Below are 17741 nucleotides of genomic sequence, written 5' to 3' on the forward strand. Positions count from 1 at the left end.
CGCCTGTGGATGGGTGTGGACGGGACTCGCGCGACGCTCACCGTTACGCTTTCGTTTACGCAGGGCCGGCAGGGTTTCGCTCGAGTGCAGCGTAACCCCGTGCGGCCCTGAGGCCTGCTCCCCGGACCGGGTGGGCAGCCTCGGAGCGGCGCGGGATCCGAGGGATCGATGGCGGGATCTTCGAAGAGCGGTTCTCCGCGTCCGTCGACGGAGCGGGGGGCCCTCCGGCCTGTGCCGGTCGTCAAGTGGGCCGCGGTGGCGGGAATCGCGCTCGCGGCGGCCAATTGCGCCGGGCCGACGCCCAAGAACCTGGCGGTGCGGAGCGGCGGCCGCGAGATCGACCCGAAATACGGCGTCGCCGCGAGCCCGCGGCTCTACGGCGAGAACGACAAGATCCCCAAGGGCGGCGGCCGGCAGATGACCGGCAAGCCCTACGTGGTGGCCGGCCGCACCTACGTGCCGCGCCAGGACGCGCGGGGCTACGTGCGCGAGGGCCTGGCCTCCTGGTACGGCACCGCCTTCCACGGCCGCCAGACCGCCAACGGCGAGATCTTCGACCGCTTCTCGGTCGCCGCCGCGCACCCGACCCTGCCGCTGCCGAGCTACGCCCGGGTCACCAACCTCCAGAACGGCCACTCGATGGTGGTGCGGGTCAACGACCGCGGGCCCTACCACGCCGACCGGCTGATGGACGTGTCGCAGGCGGTGGCCGAGGCGCTCGACTTCCGCCGCCGCGGCACCACCAAGGTCCGGGTCGAGTATGTCGGCAAGGCCTCGGTCGGCGGCAGCGACGACCGCAAGCTGATGGCGACCCTGCGCACCGACGGCACGCCCGCGGGCTCGCCCTTTGGCGCCAACATCATGGTGGCGGATGCGGGTGACGACGCGAAGCCGTTCGCGTTCCGCCAGCCCGAGCCGGAGCCGGTGCGCCCGATCGTCGAGACGCCGCGGGTCGTCGCCCCGGTCCAGCTCGCCGAGGCCGAGCCCGAATCCCGCCGTCCGGCGCCCGTCCGGGCGGCCCCGCACGCACCGGCCCCCGTCCGGATCGCCGAGGCGCCCCGGGCGCCGAGCGCCCGCCTGCCGGCTCCCGTCCGCGTCGCCGCCGTCGAGGGCCTGAATCCCGGCCTTTCCGCGCCGCGCACGCCCAAGGCGGCGGCTGCCCCGGCGGTTGCCGCAACCCACAAGCCCGCCGCGCCGAGCCAAGCCCTCGCCTTCGCGAGCCACCCGGCGACGGACCGCGCCTCGCTCGCGCAGGCGATGCACGCCGCCGCGCACCCGGCCGCGCCGAAGACGACCGTGATCGCCAAGGCTGCCGTCAAGACCGCCACCAAGACCGGACCGCTGCCGATCGCGCCGCCCCTGCGTCTCGCCGGCGCCCAGAAGGGCGACCGGGAGGACACCAAGAACACCGACACCAAGAACACCGGCCGCAAGCCCGGCATGCCGACGCGCTCGAAGGTGGCGGGAATGTATTGAGGGCGGACCGGCGCGAGAGCCGTTTTTGGTCTCGGGAGCGGTCTCCCGTCCTCCATCGTCGTTCCGGGTCCGCTGCGCCGCTCCGGACCGACGCGGTGCGGGGGATGCCGTGGCGTGAATCGACGGATGCGAGGCGTGTCGGCTCGACGCAGCCTGCGCTTCGCCCGCCGGCGCCCACACCCAAAACGGTTCCCCATCCCGCACTGCGGCACAGGCGCGGTTGCGCGTGCCGGAGCGGAGCGGCACAGTGCGGCAGGTGTCCCGGTCGGCAGGTCTCCCGATCTGCCCGGGTTTCGTGCGGTAGCGGCAAGGCGGCAGGTTCATGCGTGTGACAGCGACCACCGGAGCGGGCAGGGCGCTTACGCGCCGTGCCGCCGCCTTGGCCCTGGCGGCCCTCCTCGGGACGTCGCTGGCGGTCACCGACGCGCGGGCGCAGGCCACCCAGACTCCCGCCTTCCAGACGCTGGCGCCGCACGCCATCCTGATCGACGCCGATACCGGCGCGATCCTGTTCGAGAAGGGCGCCGACGAGCCGTTCTCGCCCGCCAGCATGGCCAAGCTGATGACCGTCGAGGTGCTCTTCGACGAGATGCGCAAGGGCAAGCTCGGCCCCGACACCGAGTTCACGATCAGCGAGAATGCCTGGCGCCGCGGCGGCGCGGGCGGCGGCGGCTCGTCGATGTTCGCCCAGCTGAACAGCAAGGTGAAGCTGCCCGACCTCCTGCGCGGCATCATCGTGCAGTCCGGCAACGACGCGGCGATCGCGGCGGCCGAGGGCGTCGCCGGCACCGAGGACAATTTTTCCCAGATCATGAACCGGCACGCGAAGGAGATCGGCCTCGAGCGCTCGACCTTCCGCAACGCCACCGGCTACTCGGCCCCCGACCAGAAGGTGACGGCCCGCGACCTGTCGAAGCTCGCCATCCACCTGATCGAGACCTACCCGGAGAACTACAAGCTCTTCTCCGAGCGCGAATTCACCTGGAACAAGATCCGCCAGCAGAACCGCAACCCGCTCCTCACCCTCGACATCGGCGCCGACGGCCTGAAGACCGGCTACCTCGAGGAATCGGGCTACGGCCTGACCGGCTCGGCGGTGCAGAACGGGCAGCGCCTGGTCCTGGTGGTGAGCGGCCTCAAGACCGCCCGCGACCGCGCCGCGGAATCGCGCAAGCTGATCGAGTGGGGGTTTCGCGCCTTCGAGGCGCGCCAGATCTTCAATGCCGGCGAGACCGTGGCGGAGGCCGAGACCTTCGGGGCCGAGAAGGGCCGGGTGCCCCTCGTGACGAAGAAGCCGGTGCGGCTGATGCTGCCGCGGGGCAACAGCGACCGGCTGGTGGCGCGGGCCGTCTACCAGGGCCCGCTGACCGCGCCGGTGGAGGAAGGCCGCGAGGTCGGCCGGCTCAAGGTCACCCGCGGCGAGCAGGTGGTGCTCGACATGCCCCTCTACACCGCCGAGGCCGTGCCCGCCGGCACCATGACCCAGCGCGCCCTCGACGCGGCGCTCGAGGTCGGTACCGGCTGGTTCCGCCAGGCCCTCAGCCGGATCACCAGCAAGTCGTGACCGACGCGCCCATCGCGACCGGTCGTGCCGGCGGCTTCATCACCTTCGAGGGCGGCGAGGGCGCCGGCAAGTCGACCCAGATCGCGCGGCTCGCCGCCTGGCTGCGGGCCGGCACCGAGGGCGGCCCCCGCGAGGTGGTGACCACCCGCGAGCCCGGCGGCTCGCCCCGGGCGGAGCGGATCCGCGCCGCGGTGCTCTCCGGCATCGCCAAGCCGCACGGCCCCTTCGCGGAGGCGCTGCTCTTCGCCGCCGCCCGGCTCGACCACCTCTCGACCCTGATCCGCCCGAGCCTCGCGCGCGGCGCCGTGGTGGTGTGCGACCGCTTCAGCGACTCGACCCGGGCCTACCAGGGCGCGGCCGGGGGCCTCGAGCCCGAGACGCTCTCCGCCCTGGAGCGGGTCGTGGTCGGCCCGACCCGGCCGGACCTGACCCTGATCCTCGACCTGGCCCCCGAGATCGGGCTCGCCCGCGCCCGCCAGCGCGACCGCGCCGCCGCGAGCGCGCCCGACCGGTTCGAGGCCGAGGCCCTGGACTTCCATCAGCGCCTGCGGGCGGCCTTCCGCGCCATCGCCGAGGCCGAGCCGGGTCGCTGCGTCGTGATCGACGCGCAAGCCACGCCCGACGCCGTGGCCCGGGCGGTCCGGGCGGCGGTCGCGGTGCGGCTGCCGCACCTCGCCCCGGGGGTCTCCGATGCCGCCTGAGATCCGGGACGACGAGGCCGAGATCGGCGAGGTCCCGGGCGTGCCGCGCCCGCGCGACCGCCAGGACCTGCTCGGCCAGGAGGCGGCGGAGCGCGCCTTCCGCGAGGCGATCGGCGCCGGACGGCTGCACCATGCCTGGCTCATCGGCGGCCCGAAGGGCATCGGCAAGGCGACGCTGGCCTTCCGGGTCGCCCGCCACCTCCTGGCGCGGGGCGACGGTCACGGCACGCCCGACACCCTGGCGCTGCCCCCCGGCCACACGGTCGCCCGCCAGGTCGCCGGGCTGGCGCATCCCAACCTCGTGCTGCTGCGCCGCCAGAAGGCCCCCGGCGCCAAGACGATCCCGACCCAGATCGGCGTCGACGCGGCGCGGCGCGCGCTGCACCTCTTCTCGGCGACCTCCGCCGATGCCGGCTACCGGATCTGCATCGTCGACTGCGCCGACGAACTGAACCTCGCCAGCGCCAACGCCCTCCTGAAGGTGATCGAGGAGCCGCCGCCGCGCTCGCTGTTCCTGATCGTCAGCCACGCCCCCGGGCGCCTCCTGCCGACCATCCGCTCGCGCTGCCGCCGCCTCGCCCTCCGGCCGCTGCCGACCGGGGCGGTGGCGCAGGTGCTGCGCGGCCTCGGGGCGCCGCATTCCACGCGGCCGCCGGAACTGATCGAGCGGGCCGCCGCCTTGAGCGAGGGCTCGGTCGCCCGCGCGATCGAACTCCTCGATCCCGACACGATCGGGGTGGTGGACGAGGTCGAGGCCCTGATGGACCAGGGCGACCGGCCGGACTGGCGCCGCGCCCTGAAGCTCGCCGAGCGGCTCGCCGGCCGCGACGCCGACGCCCTCTACGCCACCGCCCTCGACGCGGTGCAGCGCCGGCTCGCCGCCGAGATCGAACGCCGCCAGGGCGAGCCGCCGGCCCGCCTCGCCGCGCTGGCCGACGCCGCCGAGCGCGCCGCGAAGGCCGCCCGGGAGGCACAGGTCTACAACCTCGACCGGCGCCCGGTGGTGCTGTCGCTGTTCGGCACCTGAGCGATGCGTCTCTTCCCACTCTCCGACCTCCATCTCGAGCGCCGGCCCCTCGCTGCCGTGCCGGTCCCGGCCGAGCCCTTCGACGTGATGGTCTGTGCCGGCGACGTCTGGGAGGGCGAGCCGGAGCGAGGGCTCGCCGCGCTCCTGCATCTCGCCGGCGAGCGGCCGATCGTGCTGGTGCCGGGCAACCACGAGCGCTACGCGCCCGCCGGCGATCCCCGCACCGCCCCGGACCTGCTGGCGGCGCTCCGGGCCGGGGTGGAGGCGATCAACCGGGAGGCCTCCCGCGAGCGGGTGGTGCTGCTCGAAAGCGGCGAGGCCCGGGTGATCGACGGCGTGCGCTTCGTCGGCGCCACCCTGTGGAGCGACTGGCGCCTCGCCGGGCGCTGGCTGTCGCCCGAGACCCCCGACCGGCCCGACGACCCGGTGGCCTATGCCGCCGCCCGCATGACCGATCCGGCCACCGGCTCGCGGGAATACCGGGCGATCCGGCTGTCCGACGGCACGCCGTGGTCGCCGCGCGCCGCGATGGGGGCCCACGACGCCGACCGGGCCGCCCTGATGGCGGCGCTCGCCCGGCCGCATCCCGGACCGACCGTCGCGGTCACCCACCACCCGCCGATCGCGGAGGCCGCCGACCGGTTTCGCGACGCCCCCGGCGTGCCCTGGTGGGTGCCGGCCTTCTACGCCACCACGCTGCTCGCCGATCTGCCGGCATCCCACAGGCCGGCCCTCTGGATCTCCGGCCACTTCCACGCCGCCCACGACCTCGCGCTGTACGGCACGCGCTGCCTCGCCAACCCGGTCGAGGGCCGCAGCTTCGATCCGGAGCGGGTGGCGGCGGTTCCGGCCTGAGACCGGGATCCGGGTTGGCCAAGGTACGGGTTGGTTCTGCGCCGCCGCGCCCCATCATGACCCGTCTCGGCGGAGGATGCGGGTCATGAACGGATTCCTGGCGGTGGTGCTGATCTGCGCCAATGCGATCCCGGTGCAGGATTGCGAGGAGGCGAGCGCCACCGACGTGTTCAAGACCCGGGTCGCGAGCGAGATCGGCTGCGCCACCGGCTGGCAGGAGATCATCGCCCGTTCGGAGGTCCGCGATGGCATCGGCCAGACGGCCTATCTCAAGACGCAGTGCCGGCGGGTGAAGACCGGCGGCTGAGCGGCACCGCCCGCCGCATCGCCCCGTCTCGCGGCGACGATCAGCACTTCGTATTATAGAGCGGCGGTTGTAACAGACACGACAGTACCACCCTTCTCCATTTCACTGTTATATTTCTATACAATACGGCCGATATCAAGATTTCGGCATCGTTAGATAACCCTCAACGGATGCACTATCATCTTATGGACGAGAGGTTGGCCCACGCCGTGGGTGCGACCCGCACGTCGCCCCATGAGGCCTGCGATGACGGACGGACGGACTGCGTGCATCGTCGGCCTCCTGTCCTTCATGCTGGCCGCCGGCACGATCCATCTCACCAGCGACGGGCGCGACATCGCCACGGTGTGGCCGGCCAACGCGGTCGTCCTCGCCGCCCTGCTCGACCGCCGCGCCGGAGCGTGGACGGGCCTGCTCGGCGCCGGCTACTTTGCCGGCGTGGCCGCGAATGCGGTGACGCGCGGGTTCGGGGCGGGCCCGCTCCTCTATGGTGCGTGCAACCTCCTCGAAGTCTCCATCGCGGCGAGCCTGCTCCGGCCCGCGCTCAAGGGCGCAGGATCGTCAAGTCAAGGATTATCGGACCAAGGCCCCGCGGGCGACGACCTCCTGGTCACGCCCGCCGTCGTCGGCCGCTTCATCGTGGTCTGCGGCCTCGTCGCCCCGGTACTCAGCGGGCTCGGCGGCGCGGCCACCGCCCGGCTGCTGTTCGGGCAGGACCTGGCGGCCGCGTTCGGCACCTGGGTCCTGAGCGACGGGCTCGGCCTCCTGATCTTCACGCCGTTCTTCTTCGCGCTCCTGCGGGGCGATTACGGGCGCTGCTTCGCGCGCAAGGACTGGCGCCAGCGCGCGGAGGCCGTCGGGCTCCAGGTCCTGGTGGCGGCCGCGGCCTACGGGGCGTTCTTCGTCGCCGTCCGGCCGCTGCTGTTCGCGTTGTTCGGTCCGGTGATGCTGGTGACGTTCCGGGTCGGGCGGCTCGGCACGAAGGCCGCCGTGATGGTGATCGCGGTGATCGGCACGATCGCGACCCTGCGCGGCCACGGGCCGATCGTGACGATCACGCCGGATCCGCACGAGCAGGCCGCCCTGTTCCAGGGCTTTCTCGCGATCCTGCTGCTCACCTGCCTGCCGGTGGCGGCGGCGCTCGCCGCCCGGGGTGCGAGCTTCGACTCCCTGTCGCAGAGCGCCGAGGCCCTGCGGGCACGGGGGGCCGAGCTGGCGCGGATCGCCGCCACCGACGGCCTGACCGGCGTCCTCAACCGCGCGGCGTTCCGCGAGGCGGCCCTGGCGACGATCCAGGACCCCCGTGCGGCCGTGAGCCTGATCGCGATCGACCTCGACCTGTTCAAGCAGGTCAACGACCGGCACGGCCACCGGGTGGGGGACCGGGCCCTGGTCCACCTGGTGGCGGTCCTGCGCACGGTCCTGCGCGCGCCCGACGCGATCGGGCGCGTCGGCGGCGACGAGTTCCTGGTCCTGCTCCCCGGGACCGATCCCGACCGGGCGGAGGTCGTGGCGGCGCGCCTGCGCGAGGCCCTGCGCCGCGCGCCGCTCGCCCTCGACGACGGCACGCCGCTCCTGCTCTCGATGTCCTGCGGCGTCGCCGGGCACCGGCCGGGCATGGCCTTCGAGGACCTCGTCCACGCCGCCGACATGGCGCTCTACGGCGCCAAGCGCGCCGGGCGGGACGCCCGGGCCCGTCACGAACACCCCGCGCGCCGCCCCCGCCGCGCCGCCCTCAGCGGTCGTGCTTGATGTAGGCGAAGCGCGGATCCGTGGGCGTCCCCTCCAGCGCGCCGCCCTCAAGCCCCGGCTGCCAGCCGACCACCTCCTCGATCTTCCTCGCCAGGGCGAAGTCCTTCTCGGTCAGGCCCTTGGCCGAGTGGGTGGTGAGCCGCACCTCGACCCAGGCATAGGAGGCGGTGAGGTCGGGGTGGTGCCAGGCCGCCTCGGCGAGGTGCCCGACGGTGTTGATCACCATCAGGGTGCCCTTCCAGCTGTTCGTCCGGTAGGTGCGGGTGATCCAGCCGTCGGCCTCGCTCCAGCCCGGCAGGTCGGCGAGGCGGGCGGCGATCGCGTCGGGGTCGAGAACCTGGTCTTTCGGCATGGCGTCGTCATCGTCCCGACGAGAGTACAAGTGACCGCGGCGGCGGACCCGCCCAGGGTGCGGCCTCGCGCCCCCGCGCGCAAGCGGTGGACGCCGCCGCCTGCGCCGCCTACCTCTCTCGGCGACAACGGTCGGCACCAAGGCCGGACGAACCGGCCGGACAGGAGGAGGGGGCCCATGCTCTCACGGCGCGGATTGATGGCGGCGGCCGGGCTGTGGCCGCTCGCCCTCCGGGGGGCCGTAGGCCAGACGACCTCCGCGCAGGCCAGCCTGAAGGTCGGCCTCCTGCCGTTCGGCACCGTCTCGTGGGAGGCGGCGGTGATCAAGGCGGAGGGGATCGACGCGGCGGAGGGCCTGAGCCTCGAGGGCGTGCGGCTGGCCGGGAGCGACGCCGCCCGCATCGCCTTCCAGGGCGGCCAGGTCGACACCATCGTCTCCGACCTGCTCTGGGCCGCGCGCCTGCGGGCGGAGGGCCGGGCGGTGAAGTTCCTGCCCTATTCCTCGACCGAGGGCGCCCTGATGGTGCCGGGCGACAGCCCGGTGCGCTCGGTGGCCGACCTCGCGGGCAAGCGCCTCGGGGTGGCGGGGGGCCCGCTCGACAAGAACTGGCTGCTCCTGCGGGCCCGGGCCCGCGAGAAGGACGGGCGCGACCTCGAGCGCGAGGCGCAGCCGGTCTTCGGCGCACCGCCGCTCCTGATGCGCAAGCTCGAGACCGGCGAGCTCGACGCGGCGCTCCTCTACTGGACCTTCTGCGCCCGGCTCGAGGCCAGGGGCTTCCGCCGCCTGATCGGCGCCGACGGCATCGCCGAGGCCTTCGGCGTCACCGGCCCGATCGCGCTCCTCGGCTACGTCTTCGACGAGGCGCTGCTGCAGCGCGCGCCGCACACGATCGCGGGCTTCGCCCGGGCCTCGTCGCGGGCCAAGCGCGCCCTGGAGGCCGGCGACGCCGCCTGGGCACCCGTGCGCCCGCTGATGGCGGCGGAGGACGAGGCGACCTACGCCACCCTCAAGCGCGCCTTCCTGGAGGGCATCCCGCGCCGGCCCGCCGCCGCCGAGCGCAAGGACGCCGAACGCCTCTACGCGGTGCTGGCGCGGCTGGGCGGCGAGCGCCTGGTCGGGTCCGCCACGACCCTGCCGGAGGGGCTGTACTGGGACGGCGGGCCGAATGGCTGAGCGGTGCCCCTGCGGGCCGGCCGCCGCCTGATGGCCCTCCTCGCCCGCCTCGCCTCCGCCCTCATCCTCCTCGCCTGCTGGTGGCTGGCGAGCCGGTTCGTCGATCCCCGCACCCTGCCGTCGCCCGAGGCGGTGGCGGCGTTCGTGGGGCGGGAGGCGGCCTCGGGCGACCTGTTGCGCAACATCGGCATCACGCTGTGGCGGGTCGTGGCCTCGTTCGTCCTCGCCATGGCGACGGGCGCGGTGCTCGGCATCGCGCTCGGGCGCTCGCGGACCGCCGACAAGCTCATCGACACGCCGCTGCTCGTGCTCCTCAACACCCCGGCGCTGATCGTCACGGTGCTCGCCTATATCTGGCTCGGCCTGACCGAGACCGCGGCGATCCTGGCGGTGGCGCTCAACAAGATGCCGAACGTCGCGGTGATCCTGCGCGAGGGCGCCCGCGGGCTCGATCCCGGCCTCGAGGAGATGGCGCAGGCCTTCCGGTACGACCGCCGGACCTGGATCCGCCACGTCCTCCTGCCCCAGCTCGAGCCCTTCGCGGTGGCGGCGACGCGCTCGGGCATCTCGCTCGCCTGGAAGATCGTGCTGGTGGTCGAGCTGCTCGGGCGGCCGAACGGCGTCGGCTACGCCATCTCGTACTACTTCCAGCTCTTCGACGTCGCGGCGCTGATCGGCTACAGCCTCGTGTTCAGCGCCGTGATGCTGGCGGTCGACGCCCTGCTGCTCCAGCCCCTGGACGCCCATGCCCGCCGCTGGCGATAAGATGCCCGCCGCCGACGCGCTCCTCACCCTGACGGTCCGCCGCAAGGTCTACCGCCCGGCCGGTGCCGAGCCGGTCGAGGCGGTGCGCGACCTCGCCGTCACGATCGAGCCCGGCGAGACCCTGTGCCTGATCGGCCCCTCGGGGGCGGGCAAGACCACGACCTTGCGCATCCTGCTCGGCCTCGACCGCGACTTCGAGGGCCGCCTCGTCACCCGCCCCGACTTGTGCATCGGCATGGTGTTCCAGGAGCCGCGGCTCCTGCCCTGGCGGACCGTCGAGGAGAACGTGCGCCTGTCCCTGCCGCGGCGCGAGCGCGGGCAACCCCTCGACGCGCTGTTCGACGAACTCGGGCTCGCCGAGTGGCGCGACCGCTACCCGCGGGCGCTCTCCCTCGGCATGGCCCGGCGGGTCGCGCTCGCCCGGGCGCTCGCTTTGGCCCCCGGCCTCCTCGTCCTCGACGAGCCCTTCGTCTCCCTCGACGACGCGGCGGCCGCGTCCCTGCGCGCGGCGGTGTTCGGCAGCGCAGGCTCGCGCGGCGCGGCGGTGCTGATGGTGACCCACAACGTGCCCGAGGCGCTGGCCGTGGCCGACCGGCTGCTGCTGCTCTCCGGCCGGCCGGCGCGACTCGCGGGAGAGGTGGCGCTGCCGACCCCGCGGGCGGAGCGCGGCCGCGACTGGCTGGAGGCGACGCGCCGGGACCTCGCGGCGAAATTTCCCGGAACGGTCGCGGAAGGGTGACCCTGCGGAGGGCCCGGCCTTGAGTGGCAAGGCGAGTCGATTATCTTCTTCCCTCACAGCCCCTCGAAGCCGCCATGCCCGCACCCGCCTTCACCCTTTTCGCCTCCGAGGACCGGGCGCTCGTCAGCCCGGCGGAACTCGACGTGGTGACATTGAAGACTCCCGCCGCGAGCGATGACGGGGGGACGGTACCGGCCGGTGCGACGGGAACGATCGTTGCGGTCTACGGTGACGCGGTCGCGTTCGGGGTCGAGTTCGAAGCTCCCATCCACGCGCTCGCGACGATCTATCCGCATCAGATCGGCTCGGTCCGGCGAGTCGGGTAGGTGCTACACGGCCTCTGCGAGCCGTTGGATTTCGTCATTCCGTTCCCAAAGCTCACCCATTATCTTCTGTACGCGGAAGGGGCGGCTCCGGCGAAGGCGAAGTTCTTCATCAAGCACGGCTTCCATCGGGATGCGCCGACCGAACTGGCGCAAGCCCTGTGGCGCCACGCCAAGCCGGAGCATTCCAGGCCCGCACGGATCGTGCCCTTGGGGCGGAACCTCGTCTTTGAGGGGCCGATCTCGACGCCGAATGGAACCAGGCCCTTCATCCTGTCCGTCTGGCATGTCCCAACCGATAATCCTCGGCACATTGCCAGATTCGTGACGGCATACCCGTCCTGAGCGGATACAGACGGTTAAGCTCACGCGACACGGGGCCGTTACCTCGCAAAGCGGGCAGGGGTTGCACCCGGATCGCTCCTCGGCAAGCGGCCCAGCTGCTACAGCCCCGGCAAAGCCATAAGCGATTCGAGGAAACGCCCGTGACCCGCCCGATGCCCGCCGACGGGCTCGATTCCGCCGCTGCCTGGCGCCGCCTCACCGTCTCCGTCCTTCTCACCACCATCGGGGGCGTCGGGATGTGGTCGGTGGTGGTGGTGCTGCCCGCCGTGCAGGCGGAGTTCGGCGCCGCCCGGGGTGCCGCCGCCTTGCCCTACACGCTGACCATGATCGGCTTCGCCTTCGGGGGCGTGCTGATGGGCAAGCTCGCCGACCGGTTCGGCATCCTGGCGCCGCTGGCGCTCGGCGCGGTCTGCCTCTGCCTCGGCTACGGCGCCACCGCGCTCTCGACGAGCCTGTGGCAGTTCGCCCTGGCGCACGGGCTGCTGATCGGGCTCCTCGGCTCGTCGGCCGCCTTCGGGCCGCTGATGGCCGACATCTCGCTGTGGTTCGCGCGCCGGCGCGGCATCGCGGTCTCGGTCTGCGCCGCGGGCAACTACCTCGCCGGCACGATCTGGCCGCCGCTGGTCCAGCACGCGGTGTCGGCCTATGGCTGGCGCGCCACGCAAGCCGGCATCGGGGTGTTCTGCCTCGCCACGATGCTGCCGCTGGCGCTCCTGATGCGCCGGCGCCCGCCGGTCGCGGCGGTCGTGCGCGCCGGGGAGGCGGGGTCGGGCGGGACGCTGGGGCTGCCGCCCAACCTGCTCCAGGGCCTGCTCGTCGTCGCGGGGCTGGCCTGCTGCGTCGCCATGTCGATGCCGCAGGTCCACATCGTCGCCTATTGCGGCGACCTCGGCTACGGCGTCGCCCGGGGCGCCGAGATGCTCTCCCTGATGCTCGGCTTCGGCATCGTCAGCCGGATCGCCTCCGGCTTCCTCGCCGACCGGATCGGCGGCCTGCGCACGCTCCTCGTCGGCTCGGTGCTGCAGGGCGTGGCGCTGCTCCTCTACCTCGCCTTCGACGGGCTGACCTCGCTCTACGTGATCTCGGCCCTGTTCGGCCTCTTCCAGGGCGGCCTCGTGCCGGCCTACGCGATCATCGTGCGCGAGCTGTTCCCGGCGAGCGAGGCCGGCGGCCGGGTCGGGGTCGTCCTGATGGCGACCCTGTTCGGGATGGCGCTCGGCGGCTGGCTCTCGGGCGTGATCTTCGACCTCAGCGGCACCTACGCGGCGGCCTTCGCCAACGGCATCGGCTGGAACCTGCTCAACGTCGCCATCGCCCTGTGGCTGGTCCAGCGCCAGGCCGGGCAGGGCCGGCCGGTCCCGGCCTGACGGACGAGATCCGGGGCACAGTCGAGGGCCGCCTCGTCTGTCGCCGCCGGGGCAGGGAACTCGCCGGGACTTGCGCCGTTCGAGGTCCAGTCCAGTCGATCCGCGGCCGCGCGACAGTCGAGGGCCGGTCCGCCACTGCCGTGGGGTCAATTTCCAGACCGGGTGCGGAATGTCACCGCGGCGTCGCACCCCCGTGTTTACCGTTTTGCGAATGGACGCGCCTTGGCGGCGCAACTCTTCGGGCGCTCGCGACTTATCCATGGCAAGAGAGAGCGGTCCAGAGCCACTCCGCCGGACGTTGCCGCTCGGCATTCAACCGATGGGATCACCGATCATGCGTGCGCGCCCCTGCGCCCGACTGCCCCTGCTCGCCGTGCTGGCCGCCCTGGCCGCGGGCGTCGCCCCGTCCGGCGCCAGCGCCGCGCCGGCGGTCGACAAGGCGCCGAAGGCCGCCCCGGGCACCACCCGCGACGTCGCCGCCACCGCGAGCGTCACCACCCCGGAGGCCGACGACGCCCAGTGCTTCACCGCGCGCCGGAAGCTCTTCGTCGACGGCGAGGGCTGGATCGTGCGGCGGATCACGACCTGCCGGTGACCGTACGCGCCTGAACGGTGTTCGGGGCCCGTCTCGGGGAGGCGGGCCTTTTTTCGTGGATGGGCCGGTCCCTCGCCGTCGCCGGTCCCGACCTCGCGCGACGGTCCTGGACCCCTCCGCGTCATTCCGGAGCAGCCGGGCCCCAGGATGACGTCGAGGACGAGGGCAGCGTCCTTCCCCCTGCGGGGATGTCCTGAAAACGAGAGGGGCGCCCGCAGCCTTCGCCGCGGACGCCCCTCTTATTCCATCATCCGCGACGTCAGTGCGCGGCGGTGTCCCGCTCGTCGAAGATGTCCCGGTCCTTGGTCTCGGGCACCAGCAGCAGGCCGAGCACGAAGGTCATCAGCGCGATGACGATCGGGTACCAGAGGCCGTAATAGATGTCGCCGGTCTGGGCCACCATCGCGAAGGCGGTGGCCGGCAGGAGGCCTCCGAACCAGCCGTTGCCGATATGGTAGGGCAGGGACATCGAGGTGTAGCGGATCCGGGTCGGGAAGAGCTCGACCAGGGCCGCGGCGATCGGGCCGTAGACCATCGTGACGAAGAGCACGAGGACGAAGAGCAGCCCGATCACGCCGGCCACCTGCGGCCGGAAGATGTCGAACGGGTTCGCCATCTTGACGACCTGCGCGTCGCCCGCCTTCGGGTAACCGGCCGCCTGGAGCGCGGAGGCCGCCGCCTTGTTGAACTCCGCCGCCGGGGCTCCGACCGCGAACGGGACCTCGGTGCCGTTGATCCGCACCAGAGTCGGCTGGCCGGCGGGCGCGGCCTCGGTGGTGTAGCGCACCGAGGACTTGGCGAGGTAGTCGCGGGCGAGATCGCAGGGCGCCGAGAACACCCGCGTGCCGACGGGGTTGAACAGGCTGCCGCACTGGGCCGGATCGGCCACCACGGTCACCTTGACGTTTTCGATCGCCTTCTCGAGGGCGGGGTTGGCGAGCGTGGTGATCTGCTTGAACACCGGGAAGAAGCTCAGCGCCGCGATCAGGCAGCCGGCCAGGATGATCGGCTTGCGGCCGATCTTGTCCGAGAGCCAGCCGAAGACCACGAAGAAGCCGGTGCCGAGCAGCAGCGCCCAGGCGATCAGGAGGTTGGCGGTATAGCCGTCGACCTTCAGGATCGATTGCAGGAAGAACAGCGCGTAGAACTGGCCCGTGTACCAGACCACGCCCTGACCGGCGACGAGGCCGAGCAGCGCGATCAGCGCGATCTTGGCGTTGCGCCACTGGCCGAAGGCCTCGGTCAGCGGGGCCTTCGAGGTCTTGCCCTCCTCCTTCATCCGCTGGAAGGCCGGCGACTCGCTGAGCTGCAGGCGGATCCAGAGCGAGATGCCGAGCAGCAGCACCGAGACCAGGAACGGGATGCGCCAGCCCCACTCGGCGAAGGCGGCCTCGCCGGTGATGCTCCGCACCGCCAGGATCACGATCAGCGACAGGAACAGGCCCAGCGTCGCCGTGGTCTGGATCCAGCTGGTGTAGAAGCCGCGCCGTCCCTGCGGCGCGTGCTCGGCGACGTAGGTCGCCGCCCCGCCATACTCGCCGCCGAGCGCCAGGCCCTGGGCGAGGCGCAGCACGATCAGGATGATCGGCGCCGCGATGCCGATCTGCGCGGCATTGGGCAGGATGCCGACGATGAAGGTCGACAGGCCCATGATCAGGATGGTGACCAGGAAGGTGTACTTGCGCCCGACGATGTCGCCGACGCGCCCGAACACCAGGGCGCCGAACGGCCGCACCAGGAAGCCCGCCGCGAAGGCGAGCAGCGCGAAGATGTCCCGGGTCGCCGGCGGGTAGGACGAGAAGAACTGCGCGCCGATGATGCCGGCGAGCGAGCCGTAGAGGTAGAAGTCGTACCACTCGAACACGGTGCCGAGGGAGGAGGCCAGGATGACCTTCTTCTCCTCCCGCGTCATCGGGCGCGCGGCATCGCCGGCGGACCCGAGGGCGGCTGAGCTTGCCATGGGGTGTATCCTCCTTGGGGAGCGTTTCCTGGGTGACGGCACGCCGCGCCCGCGCGAATCTTCGCCGCGTCGGGATCGTCGCGTTTCGAGGTGAACCGGGTCTCGGGCGGCGCCGTCGATGCCGGGCGGGGGATGGGAACCGCCCGCTCGCACGTGATCCGCGCCGCTCGCACGAATCGTTAAGCCAGCCTTATCCCGGAGCCCATTCGACAATTCGTCGTGAGACTTAGGTCGTGAGACTTCCGTCGGGGGGCCGTTCTGGAGAGCCTCCATGGCCCATGACGCTGCGAAACATGACGCGGCGAAATACTTGGCGGATATCGGCAGCCACGCCAGGATCGGCAGCATGCCCGACATCGCCCGCACGACCGTCAGCCTGCGCATCACCGGGGACATGCTCGACCCGGAGGAGATCACCCTTCTCCTGGGGATCGAACCCACGCGATGCACCTGCAAGGGCGACGTCCGCCGCATCGCGTCCGGTCGCGACGTGATCGCCCAGGTCGGATCATGGGTGCTCTCGACCGATACGCCCGACGGCCTCGACGCGGGAATCGGCGCACTCCTGGGCAAGCTCCCGCACGATCCGGCCGTCTGGCGCGACCTGAACGAGCGCTTCCGGTGCGACATGTTCTGTGGTCTGTTCATGCAGGACAGCAAAGAGGGCGCGGAGTTGCAGCCACAGGTGCTGTCGATGCTGGTCGATCGGGGATTGCGGCCGGGATTGGATATTTACCGCTGCCCGGATTGAGCTGGCGGCGGCCATCGGACACGGACTTTCCCAGGGTCTTCCGACCGGAAACGACCATGCCGCGTCCGCACTCTGCCACGGCTGGCGCGGTTCCCCCGCGGGAACGAGGATGGCACCCCGGCATTGAACCTGCGAGTTGCCGGGAGCCGGGAAGACACACCATGCGTCGCGACCTGATCGTCCTCACCCTCGCCGCCGCGGCCCTCGCGGGGACGGGCGCCGCGGCGCAGCCGCTCGGCGGCGCCGGCCGGGCGGGCGCCGGGCAGCCGCATGTCGGGCCGCAGGGCGGCCGCGCCGCGGTCTATGACGTGCGCGGGCGGCACGGGCGCATCGGGGCGCTGCGCGAGCGGGGCTTCGCGGGCAGGGGCCATGCCGGCCGGGGCTTCGCGGGTCGACGGTTCGCCGCCTATGGCGGCACCACCTTCGCCGGTCCTCTCGGGCTCTACGGCGCCAACGGCGTGCTGGAGCCCGGCCTCGTCGCCGAGCCCTACTTCAAGCTACCGCGCCCGAGCGAGCTCGTCCCGTCGGCCTGGGGCGAGGGGACCTACGGCATCCCGACCGTCGCCGGCATCCCGCCCCAGCCCAAGGCCGATCCGGTGCTCTACGTCATCAACGGCGGCGAGCGGCGGGTCGGGGGGGCCCGGGTGATCCCGGTCGACGCGCCGCGGCGCTAACCCGCGACCTTCTCTCGCAGGAACCGGAGCGGGAAGGGCTTTTGGGAGCGGGGGCGGGCGCTCGCCTGCCCGGCCGCGATTTGTTATGCCGTGCGGGTGATGCCGACCTCGCCCCCCACGCCGTCGAACCGGACAGCCTGCCGGTCCCCCGGCCGGACGCCCCCCGTCGGGAGCGGGCGGCCGCGCGCATGAGCGGGGCGGAGCGAATCCTGGCCGAGGTGGCGCAGGCCGACGAGGCCGCCGCGTTGCGCCGGGAGGTCGGCGCCCTGCGGCGCGCCCTGTCCGAGCGCGACGCGTTCCTGGCCGGCGTGGCGCACGAGCTGCGCAACCCGATGACCCCGATCCTCGGCCAGGTCGAGCGCCTGCGCGCCGCCGCCGAGCGCGAGGCGCCCGAGGGCCGGGTGGCGCAGGGGCTGGCGCAGCTGCACTGGCTCGTCGAGCGCTACATGCGCCGGGCGACGACCCTGCTCGACGTGTCGCGGGCGCAGGCCGGGCAGCTCGCGCTGCTGGCCACACCCGTGCCGCTGGCCGGGGTGGTGGACGAGGTGGTGGAGAGCCTGCGGCCGATGGCGGCCCATGCCGGCAGCACGATCGCGGTCGCGGTGCCGGACGACCTCGTCCTGTCCTGCGAGCGCCTCGCCCTCGACCAGGTCCTCGACAACCTGATCACCAACGCGATCAAGTACGGCGACGGCGGCGCCATCGCGGTCGTGGGCCTGCGGGACGGCGCGGTGGCGCGGATCCGGGTGAGCGACCGCGGCGTCGGCATCCCGGAGGCCGACCAGGCCCGGATCTTCGAGCGGTTCGAGCGCGCGGTGGCCGATCCCGGGACGGCGCCGACCGGCTTCGGGGTCGGGCTGTGGCTGGTGCGCCGCCTCGCCGAGGCGATGGGCGGGGGCGTCGCCCTCGAGAGCCGCCCTGGCGAAGGCGCGACCTTCACGGTAACGCTTCCCCTTCACGGGTAGGCGATCCTTCCACGGCTCGACGATCCCGGCACGGGTCGACGAATTCCTAG

At 72.7% G+C, this 17741-nt stretch carries 19 protein-coding genes; 17 read left to right on the plus strand and 2 right to left on the minus strand.

Translation table 11 applies throughout. The features are described from left to right. Positions 1-168 precede the first annotated feature (168 nt). From miv_RS13340 to miv_RS13370, 7 genes are all read left to right on the plus strand, one after another. On the plus strand, positions 169-1476 hold the full coding sequence (locus tag miv_RS13340; protein ID WP_207183121.1) for a septal ring lytic transglycosylase RlpA family protein: 1308 nt from the start codon (positions 169-171) through the stop codon (positions 1474-1476). A gap of 322 nt (positions 1477-1798) precedes the next feature. Beyond that, positions 1799-3040: a D-alanyl-D-alanine carboxypeptidase family protein gene (locus tag miv_RS13345; RefSeq protein WP_082171550.1), complete on the plus strand. Its 1242-nt coding sequence runs from the start codon at positions 1799-1801 to the stop codon at positions 3038-3040. Next, the gene (tmk, locus tag miv_RS13350) at positions 3037-3741 is read left to right on the plus strand and encodes a dTMP kinase (protein WP_244748990.1); all 705 of its coding nucleotides are present in this window, start codon (positions 3037-3039) and stop codon (positions 3739-3741) included. Before miv_RS13345 ends, tmk begins: the two co-directional genes overlap by 4 nt. Then, positions 3731-4768, plus strand: coding sequence for a DNA polymerase III subunit delta' (locus tag miv_RS13355; protein ID WP_048429604.1), 1038 nt, complete (start codon positions 3731-3733; stop codon positions 4766-4768). The genes tmk and miv_RS13355 overlap by 11 nt, the downstream gene beginning before the upstream one ends. Before the next feature lie 3 nt (positions 4769-4771). Further along, positions 4772-5623, plus strand: a complete 852-nt coding sequence (locus tag miv_RS13360) for a metallophosphoesterase (protein ID WP_207183122.1) — start codon at positions 4772-4774, stop codon at positions 5621-5623. An 85-nt stretch (positions 5624-5708) separates the two neighbouring features. Beyond that, entirely contained in the window at positions 5709-5930 is a 222-nt protein-coding gene (locus miv_RS13365; protein WP_058618391.1) for a hypothetical protein, read from the plus strand. 246 nt (positions 5931-6176) lie between these two features. Continuing rightward, positions 6177-7682, plus strand: a complete 1506-nt coding sequence (locus miv_RS13370; RefSeq protein WP_207183123.1) for a GGDEF domain-containing protein — start codon at positions 6177-6179, stop codon at positions 7680-7682. Here miv_RS13370 and miv_RS13375 read toward each other — a convergent pair. Then, the gene (locus tag miv_RS13375) at positions 7666-8034 is read right to left on the minus strand and encodes a 4a-hydroxytetrahydrobiopterin dehydratase (protein WP_048429557.1); all 369 of its coding nucleotides are present in this window, start codon (positions 8032-8034) and stop codon (positions 7666-7668) included. The two genes, miv_RS13370 and miv_RS13375, sit on opposite strands and share 17 nt — an antisense overlap. Before the next feature lie 177 nt (positions 8035-8211). On the opposite strand from miv_RS13375, the gene miv_RS13380 reads away from it, so the two are divergent. From miv_RS13380 to miv_RS13410, 7 genes are all read left to right on the plus strand, one after another. Beyond that, complete coding sequence (locus miv_RS13380) at positions 8212-9207, plus strand: ABC transporter substrate-binding protein (protein WP_048429558.1); 996 nt, start codon at positions 8212-8214, stop codon at positions 9205-9207. A gap of 30 nt (positions 9208-9237) precedes the next feature. Continuing rightward, positions 9238-9972, plus strand: coding sequence for an ABC transporter permease (locus miv_RS13385; protein ID WP_207183486.1), 735 nt, complete (start codon positions 9238-9240; stop codon positions 9970-9972). After that, positions 9953-10711 carry an ATP-binding cassette domain-containing protein gene (locus miv_RS13390; RefSeq protein WP_207183124.1) on the plus strand — a complete coding sequence of 253 codons (759 nt, stop codon included), beginning with the start codon at positions 9953-9955 and terminating at the stop codon, positions 10709-10711. The genes miv_RS13385 and miv_RS13390 overlap by 20 nt, the downstream gene beginning before the upstream one ends. A 74-nt stretch (positions 10712-10785) precedes the next feature. After that, a complete protein-coding gene (locus miv_RS13395; RefSeq protein WP_058618394.1) occupies positions 10786-11037 on the plus strand; it encodes a hypothetical protein in 252 nt (83 codons plus the stop codon). A gap of 24 nt (positions 11038-11061) precedes the next feature. Continuing rightward, positions 11062-11379, plus strand: a complete 318-nt coding sequence (locus tag miv_RS13400; RefSeq protein ID WP_207183125.1) for a DUF6883 domain-containing protein — start codon at positions 11062-11064, stop codon at positions 11377-11379. 152 nt (positions 11380-11531) lie between these two features. Then, a complete protein-coding gene (locus tag miv_RS13405; protein ID WP_058618400.1) occupies positions 11532-12746 on the plus strand; it encodes an MFS transporter in 1215 nt (404 codons plus the stop codon). A gap of 334 nt (positions 12747-13080) precedes the next feature. Next, entirely contained in the window at positions 13081-13341 is a 261-nt protein-coding gene (locus miv_RS13410) for a hypothetical protein (protein ID WP_058618396.1), read from the plus strand. 259 nt (positions 13342-13600) lie between these two features. Here miv_RS13410 and miv_RS13415 read toward each other — a convergent pair whose 3' ends face one another. Beyond that, positions 13601-15253 carry an MFS transporter gene (locus miv_RS13415; RefSeq protein ID WP_207183487.1) on the minus strand — a complete coding sequence of 551 codons (1653 nt, stop codon included), beginning with the start codon at positions 15251-15253 and terminating at the stop codon, positions 13601-13603. A 319-nt stretch (positions 15254-15572) separates the two neighbouring features. Here miv_RS13415 and miv_RS13420 point away from each other — a divergent pair, with 319 nt between their 5' ends. The 3 genes from miv_RS13420 to miv_RS13430 all read left to right on the plus strand — a co-directional run bounded on the left by miv_RS13420 (position 15573) and on the right by miv_RS13430 (position 17691). Continuing rightward, positions 15573-16052: a DUF4279 domain-containing protein gene (locus tag miv_RS13420; protein ID WP_207183126.1), complete on the plus strand. Its 480-nt coding sequence runs from the start codon at positions 15573-15575 to the stop codon at positions 16050-16052. Between the two features lie 161 nt (positions 16053-16213). Beyond that, the gene (locus miv_RS13425; RefSeq protein WP_207183127.1) at positions 16214-16726 is read left to right on the plus strand and encodes a hypothetical protein; all 513 of its coding nucleotides are present in this window, start codon (positions 16214-16216) and stop codon (positions 16724-16726) included. 188 nt (positions 16727-16914) lie between these two features. Next, complete coding sequence (locus miv_RS13430; protein ID WP_207183128.1) at positions 16915-17691, plus strand: sensor histidine kinase; 777 nt, start codon at positions 16915-16917, stop codon at positions 17689-17691. Positions 17692-17741 lie beyond the last annotated feature (50 nt).

It is taken from the genome of Methylobacterium indicum, assembly GCF_017347565.1.
Taxonomy (GTDB): domain Bacteria; phylum Pseudomonadota; class Alphaproteobacteria; order Rhizobiales; family Beijerinckiaceae; genus Methylobacterium; species Methylobacterium indicum.

Bases quoted from the DNA above. Each gene is read 5' to 3' on its own strand.
- miv_RS13340 (WP_207183121.1), top strand. From the start codon at position 169: ATGGCGGGATCTTCGAAGAGCGGTTCTCCGCGTCCGTCGACGGAGCGG.
- miv_RS13345 (WP_082171550.1), top strand. From the start codon at position 1,799: ATGCGTGTGACAGCGACCACCGGAGCGGGCAGGGCGCTTACGCGCCGT.
- miv_RS13355 (WP_048429604.1), top strand. From the start codon at position 3,731: ATGCCGCCTGAGATCCGGGACGACGAGGCCGAGATCGGCGAGGTCCCG.
- miv_RS13360 (WP_207183122.1), top strand. From the start codon at position 4,772: ATGCGTCTCTTCCCACTCTCCGACCTCCATCTCGAGCGCCGGCCCCTC.
- miv_RS13365 (WP_058618391.1), top strand. From the start codon at position 5,709: ATGAACGGATTCCTGGCGGTGGTGCTGATCTGCGCCAATGCGATCCCG.
- miv_RS13370 (WP_207183123.1), top strand. From the start codon at position 6,177: ATGACGGACGGACGGACTGCGTGCATCGTCGGCCTCCTGTCCTTCATG.
- miv_RS13375 (WP_048429557.1), bottom strand. From the start codon at position 8,034: ATGCCGAAAGACCAGGTTCTCGACCCCGACGCGATCGCCGCCCGCCTC.
- miv_RS13380 (WP_048429558.1), top strand. From the start codon at position 8,212: ATGCTCTCACGGCGCGGATTGATGGCGGCGGCCGGGCTGTGGCCGCTC.
- miv_RS13385 (WP_207183486.1), top strand. From the start codon at position 9,238: ATGGCCCTCCTCGCCCGCCTCGCCTCCGCCCTCATCCTCCTCGCCTGC.
- miv_RS13390 (WP_207183124.1), top strand. From the start codon at position 9,953: ATGCCCGCCGCTGGCGATAAGATGCCCGCCGCCGACGCGCTCCTCACC.
- miv_RS13395 (WP_058618394.1), top strand. From the start codon at position 10,786: ATGCCCGCACCCGCCTTCACCCTTTTCGCCTCCGAGGACCGGGCGCTC.
- miv_RS13405 (WP_058618400.1), top strand. From the start codon at position 11,532: ATGCCCGCCGACGGGCTCGATTCCGCCGCTGCCTGGCGCCGCCTCACC.
- miv_RS13410 (WP_058618396.1), top strand. From the start codon at position 13,081: ATGCGTGCGCGCCCCTGCGCCCGACTGCCCCTGCTCGCCGTGCTGGCC.
- miv_RS13415 (WP_207183487.1), bottom strand. From the start codon at position 15,253: ATGACGCGGGAGGAGAAGAAGGTCATCCTGGCCTCCTCCCTCGGCACC.
- miv_RS13420 (WP_207183126.1), top strand. From the start codon at position 15,573: ATGGCCCATGACGCTGCGAAACATGACGCGGCGAAATACTTGGCGGAT.
- miv_RS13425 (WP_207183127.1), top strand. From the start codon at position 16,214: ATGCGTCGCGACCTGATCGTCCTCACCCTCGCCGCCGCGGCCCTCGCG.
- miv_RS13430 (WP_207183128.1), top strand. From the start codon at position 16,915: ATGAGCGGGGCGGAGCGAATCCTGGCCGAGGTGGCGCAGGCCGACGAG.